Genomic DNA, 12,447 nt, shown 5'->3' on the forward strand with positions numbered 1-12,447 from the left:
CTCTCATCCTTTTCCAATATACATATTTGCCATTTCGTATAAATTTTGGGGTACACATTTTCGTACAGACAGTGCATCGCTGAGTGGAACACTTTCTATACTTGTCCCGTGCAATGCAACCATAGAACCGAATTGATTCTCCATTACAAGTTCAACTGCTTTGGTTCCCATACGGGTTCCTAAAAAGCGGTCGAACATTGTAGGATTTCCCCCGCGCTGAACGTGTCCGAGAACAATGTGTCTTGTTTCATGCCCTGTCCGCCGTTCTATTTCTTCCGCAAGGGTTTTTGAAACTTCCCGACGCGCCAGCCTCGTATGTCCGAACATATCGTCGTCTTTCAGATTTTCCTCGCTTTTCTCTATACCTCTCGGCCAAAATCCTTCCGCAACCACGATCACATTGCAAGTATTCCCTACATCATAACGCTTATTCACGATTCTGACGATTTCGTTGATATCGACTGGAAATTCCGGTATTAATACCATGTGGGCATCAGCTGCGACCGCCGCTTCTAAAGCGATCCAACCGGTATACCTTCCCATCACTTCTACAACAATTGTCCGTTCATGGGAAGCCGCCGTCGTTTTCACTCGCTCTATCGCCTCCATCGCTATGCTTGCTGCCGTATCAAAGCCAAACGTATAATCTGTACAGGATAAATCGTTATCGATCGTTTTAGGTACACCTATCATAGGAAGTCCCCGATTGGAAAGCTCCATTGCCACTCCGAGCGTATCATCTCCTCCAATAGCAATCACCGCATCAAGCTTTAAATTTTCCAATGTTCTTTTTGCTGCTACCAATCCCCCTTCACATTGCATTAGATTCGTTCTTGAAGAACCAAGAATCGTTCCACCTTCCGTCTGTATTCCTTTTACGAGCTTTCGGTTAAGAGGTACATGTCTGTTATCTATCATACTGCGCCAGCCATACATCAAACCCACGCTTTCCATTCCGCATTGTTCACACCGAATTACCGCGCTGCGAATCACTGCATTGAGTCCGGGACAGTCGCCGCCGCCAGTCAATATTCCTATTCTTTTCATATTTTCATCCTTTGCTCAGTATGCTTTTTCAAATATTTCCCAAATTTCTTTTACACTTGTCTTTCGTGGATTTCCTGTCGTATTGGCATCACTAAACGCCACTTCGGACAGCTTATAAAAATCCTCCCTTTTTACAGATAATTCTTTTAAACTCGTCGGTATCCCCACTTCCTTTGCCAAATCTCTTATTGCAGATATCAGACTGTATTTTTCTTCTCCAGCTCCCATTGCAACCGCCGCTTTTTTGATTTTCCATTCTGGCAATACTTCTAAATTGTATGCCAGCACATGAGGCAGTAAAACCGCGTTTGCAATTCCATGCGCCATATTGTATATAGCACCTAAACTATGCGCCATAGCGTGAACAAGTCCAAGCCCTGAATTGGAAAAGCCCATACCAGCCATGTATTGCGCAAGCGCCATTTGTTCCCGTCCGTTTTCTTCTCCTTTTACAGACAACGGTAAATATTGAGAAATCATTCGAATGGCTTCCAAATGGAATATATCGGTAAGTTCCCATGCGTCTTTTGTAAAATATCCCTCAACCGCATGTGTAAGCGCGTCCATTCCGGTTGACGCAATAAGCGACGACGGCATGCTTTTCATCAATTCCGGATCAATTACGGCTATTTCCGGAATGCAACCAGGATCTGTGCAGACGATTTTTCGTCGGTTGTTTTCATCTGTGATGACATAATTCATCGTCACTTCAGATGCAGTTCCCGCAGTTGTGGGCACTGCGATTATAGGCACGCATGGCCGTGGCAAAACATTGCGGCCTGCAAGGCTGACAACATCATGGTGTACCGGATTCGAATAGATCATTCCTACAGCTTTGGCCGTATCGATAACCGATCCGCCGCCTATGGCGATTATAAAGTCTGCTTTTGCGCTTTCAAAATGGCAAATGCCACGCTGGACATTTTGAATTGTCGGATTTTGGCATATATCGCTGAATATTTCATATGGAATATTTCCCGTCTCAAGAATATCTGTTACTTTTTTTATAATCCCTACTGCAACTACGCCCTCGTCGGTCATTAAAAATGCTTTTGCAAAATGCTTTTCTGCGGCAATTTCACAGATTTCCTTTACCGAACCTCTGCCAAAAATACTCCTCTTATTGAACCAACAGGTATGCGTTTTCAATTTTCCCTCCTGACCGTTTTTTCGTATCAAAACTCTTTGTTTGTACTACCCTTATTTACTTTTATGATTCTTCTATCAATGCAATCAGAATTTCAGCCGCTTTTTGCGCAAATTTTTTATCATTGATATGCAGGGGCAGTTCTATGACTTTTACTTTCTGCGTATCTATATGTCGTTTCAGTGTCTCAAACAAGGCCTCGTCTTCTTCTTTTCCATAAAACGGCTGTCCTTCCGCATCAATCATAGAAACACCTTTCAATGGTAATAAAAGTACTGTCTTTTTATGCGCCATATTTAACTTCTGCGCAAGTTTTTCCCCTAACGCTCTGTTTTCTTCCGTAGTAGTACGCACAAGTGTTACGCTAGGATTGTGTCGATATATATTACGGTTTTGCATATTTTCTGGTAGAGTATCTATCGTTCCGAAATTGATCATATCCATCGCTCCTACCGAGACCACTTGCGGAATTCCCTTTATGGCTGCCGCTTCCGACCGATGTTCCCCGGCTGCTAATACGCCGCCAAAAAGTTCATCGCACCATTCTGTTGTCGTAAGATCTAATACTCCTGCAAAAAATCCTGAGTTGATAAGAGCTTCCATTGTTTTTCCTCCCGTTCCTGTTGCATGGAACACCAAAACTTCGAAGCCCTTCTTTTCCAGATATTCTCTTGCAGCATCTACACACGGCGTTGTTACGCCGAACATTGTCGCTGCGATCAAAGGTTTTTTATTCGCCTTTTGCTTTACTTCATAGTTCAACATGCCCGCCATTGCATGGGCAGCATTTGCAAAAATTTTAGTGGAAAGCGAATTAAGTCCCGAAACATCTACAATCGAAGGATACATCATGATATCGCTGGTCCCCACATAAAAAGATACGTCGCCAGAGGCAACCGTTGAAACCATAATTTTGGGGACACCGATCGGCAGCGCACGCATTCCAGGGGTAACGATCGAGGTACCTCCCGTTCCACCGAAAGAAAGTATTCCGTCGAATCTATATTCTTCATACAGGCGAGGAATGATTGCTTCCATTCCTTTTGAAAGGGCCTGTGTTGCATAAGCGCGATCCTTTTTTTGTATAATCTCTTCTATATCATATCCTGCCGCCGCCGCTACATCAGCATTGGATATATCAGCCGGAATTTCCGCCTCAAAAACTCCGGTATGAATTATCAATGTTTTAAGGCCCGCATCCTCTAATAAATTTTTTACATAAGCGTATTCCCGCGCTTTCGAATCGAGCGTCCCTGCAAGTGCGACTGTTTTCATCTTTCTGCCTCCTGAATCAACCATTATTTAATTTTTGTATATGTAATTTTCTTTCAAAATATGGGGGTATTTTGTTTTCTGCAATTTCATTTTACGGTTGAAAGTCGGGCATATCCATAGACAGATGTACGGATAACATGTTTATTTGTTAACCTCTTGTTTGAATTTACCGAACAGTTGTAAATACAGAATTTTTCGGGAAAAAATCAATGACTTTTCATTTGATTTTAAGTTTTCTATTTTATTTCAACATGTTATACTATAATTAGTAAATTTTTGAGATGTCTTATCTGTGATTAAATCCGGGACATTTCAGTTGCTCGCCTTTTGAGCGTATATGTCGTTTTCATTTGTTATATTTTATATAGATTATGGGGAACTTTTGTGCAGAGATTTTTTGTCATTCATCGGCAGGAGGAACATACATGGAACGAAATGAAATTCATGCTTTTCTGAAAAAACGTTTGGAACAAAATGGTCATTTGTTAGGCGTAGCCTGCGGCAGCGGTATTTCTGCGAAATACACGGAAAAAGGCGGCGCTGATATGCTGCTTGCGCTCAACTCCGGACGGTTTCGGCAGGCCGGCACATCTTCTTTGGCAGGTTTCATGCCTTTTGCAAACTGTAATCAAATGGTTATGGATTTTGCTTCTCGGGAAATTATCCCCAGTATAAAAAAAATCCCTGTAATTTTCGGTTTATGCGCAACCGATCCTACGATCTCGCTTCCTGAATATCTGGAATTGATCCACGAAAAAAAATTCAGCGGCATAAACAATTACCCGTCCATCGGCATGATTGGAGGCAAATTTCGTGAAGCTCTGGAAGAGGAGGGTATGACTTACGATAAAGAGGTTGAAGCGATACGTATTGCCAACCAGAAAAATATATTTTCCGTAGCGTTTGTTTTTGATGAGCTTCAATGCGAAAAAATGCTTGATGCAGGTGCCGACATCATTTGTTTACACCTCGGCCTTACAAGCGGCGGAAATCTCGGTGCCAAAAAAGTTATGTCTTTGGAGGAATCTATAGACGCTTCCAACCGTATTTTCAGAATATGCGAAGCGATACGTCCTTCTGTTATCAAGTTAATTTACGGCGGACCGGTACGCACGCGTCTTGATGTGAAATATATGTACGACAATACTATCGCACAAGGCTATCTCGGCGGTTCTTCGTTCGAACGCATACCATCTGAGCAATCCCTTACTCATGTAACTCAGGAATTCAAAATGGTCGGTAAATTTAATCAGAATGCCGAACTTCATAAAATGATAGCAGATGTATCCAGCCACTACAACTATGTAGATCTCATTAAAGAACACGTCGCCGCCAATTACATGCATGAATTGATCTTTTCCGATATCGCCGACAAGCTTCACATCTCACGTTCTTACCTCAGTACGCTTTTCAAAAAAGAAATGGGGTGTACCTTTCCGGAATATGTGCGTCGTGTGCGTATCAATAAGGCAATCGAGATCGAAAAATGTGAATTGATTTCCTTTGTAAACCTTGCCTATCTTATGGGGTATAATGACTATGCTCATTTCAGCAAAGCATTCAAAAAGCAGACCGGCATGTCGCCCCGGGAATATTTTTCCAATAAGAATCGCAAGCTTCGTGAATCTGTGCAATAAAAATAAAGAACCGCTTTAAAGCGGTTCTTTATTTTTATAATATTTACAGGACAGTAGGAAAGAAATCCTATCTTAGCATCGTCCAGTCATATTCCGTGCCGAGCCGTTGCCCGCGGTCATAGTGCAGGTCGTGATATACCTGAGCGCAATCCGTTGGAGAAACATATCCTGCAATCAGGTCTTTTACATTAATCTCTCCTGTTTTGAATTTTTCATATAAAAATGTATGAATATCCTGCATGGTCATTGGATAAAACGGATTGACGAATTCTCTCTGATCTGTGCACGGATCTGGCTCCGCGAGCATCATATTGATATATACTCCATGAACATGCTGTCCCCGATAATGCAAAAATCCATAGTTCATAATTTGGCTGTCAGTATTCGGCGGATCACAAATCACTGTAACATTTCCATTACGTTTAACGACATATTGGCAGTGTTTAATATTTCCGGCCCACGCAGTCGCATCCACCGCAACATCTACTAATTTACCATCATTCAATTCAATAATATCTTCCAACACATCTCCTATTTTTGCATTCAGCACATGGGTTGCTCCGTGAGCTTTTGCCTTATCGGCACGATATTTTTCCGGCTCCACTACAATAATATTTTTAGCGTTATATATTTTAGCTGCCATTAGGGTTGCAAATCCGAATATTCCGAGTCCTGCAATCACAATTGTATCGTATGGTTTCAAGCCCGCTTGCATGCAGGAAAACAGGCCGGTGCGCAAAATCGTCATCCACGCATTCTCTTCATGGCTGATCCAGTCCGGCATATGCGTCAGCAGCGAAGGCCTAATGTTGAAATATTGTTCGTGCCCTACCAGTGCATATACTTTGTCTCCCACCTTATAATCCTTTACATTCTTTCCAACGGCTACAACTTCAGCCGAAGTGTTATAGCTCGTTTTATGTGGTTTTCCGAGGTCTAAAGCTACCCTATGCATCGACGCATCTTGATTCCTCGCATACTGGATTGCCTCTGTACCGACACTAATTAGCGATTTTACAGACTTGCACTGTACTTCGTCATCCCCGAGCGGTGGCAGCGGCACAGTATCGAGCCGTGCGTCGAACGGGCCATGCATCATAATAACTTTTGATTCTGTATACATTTTAAATTCTCCTTTTTCTTTATTGTAAAAGTTTTTTATTAGTTGCTTTTTTGCGCTGCCTGCTTAATTTGGGACTTTTTGAATACCTGTGCAGATACGGAATCAAGGATAACTGCAAACAGGATCAATAATCCTTTTGCTACTACCTGCCAGTTGGAGTCCACAGCCATTAGATTCAAGCCATTGTTCACAACCCCTACAATCAGGCACCCGGCTAATGTGCCGAGAACATTGGCATTTCCACCCATAAGTGATGTCCCGCCAATGACAACCGCAGCAATTGCGTCCATTTCCATGTTGGTTCCTGCGGTGACTTGAGCGGAAGCCGACCGTGCTGTTAATATAATGGAAGCAAGGCCTGCGCAACCACCGATTACTCCGAATACACCATAGCGCGTTCTGTTTACGTTGATTCCACATGCGCGTGTTGCCTCCTCATTGCCGCCCATCGCAATCACATGTCTGCCGAACGCTGTCCGGTTTACAACAATATACATTACTATTATCGTAGCAATCATAATGAATACAGGAAACGGTACTACACCTACATAACCTTGTCCAAAAAACAAAAAATCTTCCGGCAAACCATATACAGCTTCCATTCCCGTCGTAACATAACACAGTCCCCGATAGATGGACGACATAGCAAGCGTTACGATAAATGCCGGCAGTTTAAAAGCCGTAACCAGAAAAGCATTCAGCAGCCCCGTTCCGATTCCCATAATAACACCTGCGATAATCACAACCCCAACCGGAACGCCTGCCTGTAGCATAAAGGCCATCATAATTCCGACAAAACCAAGAACTGATCCAACTGAAAGATCGATAGCTCCAATCGCCAATACCAAAGTAAATCCCGCTGCAACTACTGTTGTGACCGTAACCTGCCGTAAAATATTGAATAAATTCTGTGATGTCCAGAACAGCGGGGTCATGCAGCAAAGGGCAACTACGATCACCGCCAGAACCAGAAACACCTTATATTCCATCAAAAATGATGTCACTCCCAGCTTCAGTTTCAATTCCTCTCTCTGTTTTTGCATATCTTAAGCCCTCCATTTCATTTAGATATCGAAAGCATGTGCAATCAGTGTTTCTTGATCTGCTTCCTGCCTGCTGCACTCAAAGACCAATTTTCCACCTCTGACTACCACAATCCTATTGCTCATACCAAGCAGTTCCGGCATTTCCGATGAAATCATAATAATAGCCATTCCTTGATTTGCAAGATCGGCCATCAACTGATAAATTTCCGACTTGGAACCCACGTCGATCCCACGAGTCGGTTCATCCATAATCAGAATATCTACATTTTTCAAAAGCCACCGTGCGATGATTACTTTCTGCTGATTTCCGCCGGAAAGATTGCCAATCAATTCTTTTGGCGAGCTATATTTAACGGATAATTTCCCTGAAACTTTTGTAAATTCTTTCAGTTCTTTTTTGGGGGAATACAACTCCAGTCGATTAGTAATTTGTCCAAGACTGGCAAGCGTTGTATTTCCAATGACGGATAATGTGTAGATAGAGCCGGTACGCAGACGATCTTCCGTCACCATACCAATTCCGTTTTCCACAGCATCTTTTGGACGTTTTATATGCACTTTTTTCCCATGTATATAGATTTCCCCACTGTCCGGCCTTTCCATACCAAAAATCGACCGCATGATCTCTGTCCTGCCCGCCCCCATCAGGCCCGCAAATCCAAGTATTTCACCAGACCGTACCTCGAAGCTGATATCGTCGAACACACCTGTTTTACATAGATGTTTCACCTCAAGCGCCACATCGCCATATTTTGGCTGTACTTTGGGATAAATATCTTTCAACTCTCTTCCAACGATCATTTTAATCAACTGGTCGTTGGATATATTTTTGCAGTAATCTGTTTTGATAAAATGCCCGTCCCGAAGAACTGTCACCCTATCACAAATATCAAAAATCTCTTCTAATTTATGGGAAATAAAAACGGAGGTTACGCCTTCTTTTGCCAAATTGCGCGTAATTTTATATAATAGCTCTACTTCTTTTGTAGTGAGTGCGGAGGTCGGCTCGTCCATAATAATAATATCTGCATCGTAAGATACCGCCCGTGCCAGCTCAACAAGCTGCATCTCCGCAACACTGAGGTTCTTAACGGGAACATTCGGCTTTACATCGATTTCTAACCCGTGAAGAAGTTTCTCTGTTTTCTCATGCCGTTTTCTGATATCTATCATGGCGCCTTTTTTAAATTGCTTCTCACGTCCTAACCAGATGTTCTCTGCAACTGTCATGTTGGGAACCAAACTGATCTCCTGATGGATCATTGATATTCCGCTCTCTAACGCTTCTGCCGGACTTTTAAAGTTAATCTTTTGTCCCTTGAACTCAATTTCGCCCCCATCTCTCTGATACATACCCAAAAGTATCTTCATCAGCGTCGATTTTCCCGCTCCATTTTCTCCAATCAGAGCATGTATCTCTCCTTTTTCAAGTTCAAGGTTGACGTCATCAAGGGCAATGACTCCAGCAAACACTTTTTTAATCCCGCTCATTTTTAAAATCGTATTCATTGCCTTCCCCTTTTACTGTTTCGATTTTGCGGACATCCGGCAGCATACCTTCGTATGCTGCCGGATCCCTGTCACTGCTTAATGATAAGCCGCAAAAGTATCTTCATAGAACTGAAGGTCTTCTTTACGCTGTTCTGCATTATCAGGCGTAAGCATATAAACCGCACTTATTTCTGGGAGATATACTTTCGTTGTATCATCATATCCTGCAAGTTCGGTATAGGTGCCATCGTAAAGTTTTACTGCAAGTTCTGCAAGGTTTCTTGCAAATACAGGCTTATCCTGGGCAGCAGTTGCATCTAATCTTCCCTCGATAATCAGATCCGTTCCCTGCATTGCACCATTGCCGCCGAGGACCATAACGTCCTCTTTCATATTCGCTGCTTCTAAAGCATTGATCGCTCCAAGTGCTTCCTCATCATTTGCGCACAAAACAAAATTGATATCTTGATAGGTTTGAATCCAATCTTCCACAAGCTTTTGCGTATCTTCTGTTCTCCAGTTTCCATAACCCTCTACCAGAATATTGATTCGCCCGGGCATTTCTTCGGCTAACTCTTTCATCACATCCAAACGAATAAAGGAACCTGTGTGTCCTGCCGTAGGGTAAACCAGGCAAGTATTGAGCACCAAATCAGGGTTTTCTTCCAACATATTTTTTACATATTCTTTCGTGCAGGCACCGATTTGGTCTTCGCCTATACCCTGATACATAACAGCAACCTCATCAGTCGTCGGTACACCGCGCAGATCCACGACTTTTACACCTGCTGCCGTCGCATTCTGATAGGCCGGAATGCAGCCTTCCGAGTCAACAGGCATCGTGAAAATAAGATTGTAACCCGCCGTAACGGCTGTTTCCATATTGGTGAGGAATTCTTCATTTACCATGTTGCAGTTATACCCGGTAAAATCTGTAAATTCTACTTCATCTTGCTCGTCGTTAATCAGTTCTAATTGATAACGGATATGGTCTACATGATCCTGTTGGTTTACGTCTAAAATATCGAACACAAAAGCAACTTTAATTTGCTGCTTGCCTCCCGATTCTTTCTGAGTTGCTTCCGCTTCCGCGTTTGCTGTAGAATCGTCTGTACTTTCCACCGATGCCGCCGAAGATTCGGTTGCCGGCGCTGCCGAGCAAGCAACAACAGATAATACCATAATTACCGTCAATACAATAAGTAACAATTTTTTCATATTCTGATCTCCTTTTTTATTGCAGTTTCCTGCATAATTACTTTTATCCGGTGTTTCCGGACAAATTATAGGTTCTGATTGATATTTCTCACAATTTCGCCGACATCTTTTACGTTGCTAATATCGCCGAGAAACTCATATAATCGTTTTGCGTCTATGGGATCCATGATCGTCTCTGCAATCTCCATAAATTTACTTTCTAATTCGTCTTCCGTGAGTCTCAAATGCGGATCTCCTTTTGCAATGTCAACACAACGTACGTGGCGTGTGCCATCGTTCATGACAACAACGATCTTCGTACCGCCTTTTCCTTTGGTGAATCCTTCTCCTTTTTCCGTAACATTTATTTTTCGGCATAAATCCATTGCTGCTTTATCTGTAATTTGATCTCCTGCAAAATCTCCAAGACGAATCCCTTTATTTTTTAATGCCAACGCCACACAATAAGGAATGCTGAATTTCCCTTGGATCGGAATTTCCGGTTGTGGATATCTATCGTTTTCGATCGCTGAATGTTCTGCATAACAAAAAATTTCTTTTATTTCCTCCGTGCGAAATTCAGTCTCATCAGCGAGTCCAAGCGCTGCATCGATCGCATTGTGCGTTCCGCGGCAAGAAGGATAACGCTTCATGATCATGCCCGGCGAAAGGAAAGTTGAAATTCGTTTTTCTATAATGTGATGGAATAACTTTACATCAAATCCATTGGAAGAAACGGCCAACAGCCCGCTTTCGTCTTCCAACTCCGCAGGATTCGCATCAAATCCGAGCTGCGCCATCTTTGCTGCATAAATTCCTTTTGAAGCAGTTCTTCCTGCCGTGAGGTCTTTTGCAAACGTACCATAGCTTGCTCGCAAACCGCTTGCCTCTGTCGCCGCGATTCCAAGTGCGTTTGTAAATTCTTCTTCCGTCAGTCTCAGCAGCTTTGCTGCCGCCGCTGTCGTTCCAAATATTCCTGTTGTACAGGTCGTATCCCACCCCATGTGATACCCCGATGCAAACAAAGCACTTCCCATAAGTCCTGTTATCTCTACACCGGTAATATAAGCATCTATGATTTCCTGTCCTGAAGATGAAAGCGCTTCTCCGAGAGCAAGAACCGAAGGAAATACCGCCACGGTTGGGTGACCCTCCGCCGCCACACAGATATCGTCAAAATCACGGATATGAGCAGCCATGGCATTTACCATTGCTGCATATTCCGGGGCAAGCTTTAAATCCCTTATCCCGATAACTGAAGCGTTTGTATCTGCATGAAATCCTCTGTAATATTCCGCAGTACGGCGTACTGGCCAATCGTTCATTCCGCCAAGAATACAGCCGACGCAATCCCGCATAATTTCTGCGGCTATTTTTTGGGTAGCGGCCGAAATCGTATCTTTGTTAATAGATATCGCATAGCTTGCAATCTCTTGTGTAAGCGTCATGGCGGTTTCCCTCCTGCTGTTTTATTCCTATTTTCTAATATTTTTAAAAGCTGCAGCTTGTTCTTTAATACCTCTCTCCGCTGCAAACCGCTCAATACTGGAAGCCCCAAAAAAACCATCGATCTCGGGTACCCGTTCTATCACATATTGCGCGTCCTGTGGTTCTGCGATTGGCCCGCCGTGGCATATCACCATAATATCCGGGTTTACTTCACGTCCTGCTGCAATAATATCTTTTATTTTTATAATGCAGTCATCCAGCGTCAGCGCCGTCTTTGCCCCAATGGTTCCTTTTGTGGTAAGTCCCATGTGCGCTACCAGAATATCAGCGCCTGCTTTTGCCATCGCCACCGCTTGTTCTGGATCGAATACATACGGACATGTCAGCATATCTAATTCATGTGCTTTTTTTATCATTTCCACTTCAAGACCATAACCCATATCTGTCTCTTCAAGATTCTGTCGGAAAATTCCATCTATAAGGCCTACCGTCGGGAAATTCTGAACGCCGTTAAATCCCTGTGCCTTGAGATCCTTTAGATACACCTCCATAACTCGGAAAGGATCCGTACCACATACTCCAGCTAATACTGGCGTATCTTTTACTACGGGCAGTACTTCCGCCCCCATTTCTACGACGATTTGATTCGCATCTCCATAAGAAAGCAACCCTGACAACGAGCCTCTTCCCGCCATGCGAAATCTTCCGGAATTGTAAATAATCAACATATCTGCGCCGCCTGCCTCACTGCTTTTAGCGGTGATTCCGGTTCCTGCGCCAACGCCAACCAGTATTTTTCCTGCTTCTGTTTCGCGTTTGAACCTTTCCATAATTTCTGCTCTGGTCATTGTGTTCATATTTTTTCTCTCCTTTATTTTTTTGTTTTATAGATAGAACATATTGTTCAAATCTATAAAAATGAGTACGCTGAAGATACATAAAGGTAAACGACAACCATTTGAGTCATCTTGTCTTTCTTTAATTTTATATACTTGATTTTGTCTATATACTGAAAGTACTGTATTTTCTCTATGG

At 42.9% G+C, this 12,447-nt stretch carries 10 protein-coding genes; 1 reads left to right on the forward strand and 9 read right to left on the reverse strand.

The genetic code is table 11. The annotated features are described in order from the left end of the window. Positions 1-3 precede the first annotated feature (3 nt). The 3 genes from PUP29_RS06455 to PUP29_RS06465 all read right to left on the reverse strand — a co-directional run bounded on the left by PUP29_RS06455 (position 4) and on the right by PUP29_RS06465 (position 3,469). Positions 4-1,047: a 6-phosphofructokinase gene (locus PUP29_RS06455; protein WP_079546676.1), complete on the reverse strand. Its 1,044-nt coding sequence runs from the start codon at positions 1,045-1,047 to the stop codon at positions 4-6. Positions 1,048-1,062: 15 nt separating this feature from the next. Next, positions 1,063-2,196 (reverse strand): iron-containing alcohol dehydrogenase, encoded by a 1,134-nt coding sequence (locus PUP29_RS06460; RefSeq protein WP_079546675.1) that lies wholly within the window; start codon positions 2,194-2,196, stop codon positions 1,063-1,065. A gap of 61 nt (positions 2,197-2,257) precedes the next feature. Continuing rightward, positions 2,258-3,469, reverse strand: a complete 1,212-nt coding sequence (locus PUP29_RS06465) for a Tm-1-like ATP-binding domain-containing protein (protein ID WP_079546674.1) — start codon at positions 3,467-3,469, stop codon at positions 2,258-2,260. A 425-nt stretch (positions 3,470-3,894) separates the two neighbouring features. On the opposite strand from PUP29_RS06465, the gene PUP29_RS06470 reads away from it, so the two are divergent. Then, positions 3,895-5,106, forward strand: coding sequence for a phosphoenolpyruvate hydrolase family protein (locus tag PUP29_RS06470; RefSeq protein ID WP_353422726.1), 1,212 nt, complete (start codon positions 3,895-3,897; stop codon positions 5,104-5,106). 67 nt (positions 5,107-5,173) lie between these two features. Here PUP29_RS06470 and PUP29_RS06475 read toward each other — a convergent pair whose 3' ends face one another. From PUP29_RS06475 to PUP29_RS06500, 6 genes are all read right to left on the reverse strand, one after another. After that, complete coding sequence (locus tag PUP29_RS06475; protein ID WP_079546672.1) at positions 5,174-6,229, reverse strand: zinc-binding dehydrogenase; 1,056 nt, start codon at positions 6,227-6,229, stop codon at positions 5,174-5,176. Positions 6,230-6,267: 38 nt separating this feature from the next. Continuing rightward, the gene (locus tag PUP29_RS06480) at positions 6,268-7,272 is read right to left on the reverse strand and encodes an ABC transporter permease (RefSeq protein ID WP_079546671.1); all 1,005 of its coding nucleotides are present in this window, start codon (positions 7,270-7,272) and stop codon (positions 6,268-6,270) included. A 21-nt stretch (positions 7,273-7,293) separates the two neighbouring features. Continuing rightward, entirely contained in the window at positions 7,294-8,784 is a 1,491-nt protein-coding gene (locus PUP29_RS06485; RefSeq protein WP_079546670.1) for a sugar ABC transporter ATP-binding protein, read from the reverse strand. Between the two features lie 78 nt (positions 8,785-8,862). Next, positions 8,863-9,984: a sugar ABC transporter substrate-binding protein gene (locus tag PUP29_RS06490; protein WP_079546669.1), complete on the reverse strand. Its 1,122-nt coding sequence runs from the start codon at positions 9,982-9,984 to the stop codon at positions 8,863-8,865. 65 nt (positions 9,985-10,049) lie between these two features. Then, positions 10,050-11,411, reverse strand: a complete 1,362-nt coding sequence (locus PUP29_RS06495; RefSeq protein WP_079546668.1) for an MmgE/PrpD family protein — start codon at positions 11,409-11,411, stop codon at positions 10,050-10,052. Between the two features lie 27 nt (positions 11,412-11,438). Then, entirely contained in the window at positions 11,439-12,269 is an 831-nt protein-coding gene (locus PUP29_RS06500) for a phosphoenolpyruvate hydrolase family protein (RefSeq protein ID WP_079546667.1), read from the reverse strand. Positions 12,270-12,447 lie beyond the last annotated feature (178 nt).

Source organism: Christensenella massiliensis (assembly GCF_040409835.1).
In the GTDB taxonomy this organism is placed as follows: Bacteria; Bacillota; Clostridia; order Christensenellales; family Christensenellaceae; genus Christensenella; species Christensenella massiliensis.

Bases quoted from the DNA above. Each gene is read 5' to 3' on its own strand.
- PUP29_RS06475 (WP_079546672.1), bottom strand. From the start codon at position 6,229: ATGTATACAGAATCAAAAGTTATTATGATGCATGGCCCGTTCGACGCA.
- PUP29_RS06455 (WP_079546676.1), bottom strand. From the start codon at position 1,047: ATGAAAAGAATAGGAATATTGACTGGCGGCGGCGACTGTCCCGGACTC.
- PUP29_RS06470 (WP_353422726.1), top strand. From the start codon at position 3,895: ATGGAACGAAATGAAATTCATGCTTTTCTGAAAAAACGTTTGGAACAA.
- PUP29_RS06500 (WP_079546667.1), bottom strand. From the start codon at position 12,269: ATGAACACAATGACCAGAGCAGAAATTATGGAAAGGTTCAAACGCGAA.
- PUP29_RS06485 (WP_079546670.1), bottom strand. From the start codon at position 8,784: ATGAATACGATTTTAAAAATGAGCGGGATTAAAAAAGTGTTTGCTGGA.
- PUP29_RS06490 (WP_079546669.1), bottom strand. From the start codon at position 9,984: ATGAAAAAATTGTTACTTATTGTATTGACGGTAATTATGGTATTATCT.
- PUP29_RS06495 (WP_079546668.1), bottom strand. From the start codon at position 11,411: ATGACGCTTACACAAGAGATTGCAAGCTATGCGATATCTATTAACAAA.
- PUP29_RS06465 (WP_079546674.1), bottom strand. From the start codon at position 3,469: ATGAAAACAGTCGCACTTGCAGGGACGCTCGATTCGAAAGCGCGGGAA.
- PUP29_RS06480 (WP_079546671.1), bottom strand. From the start codon at position 7,272: ATGCAAAAACAGAGAGAGGAATTGAAACTGAAGCTGGGAGTGACATCA.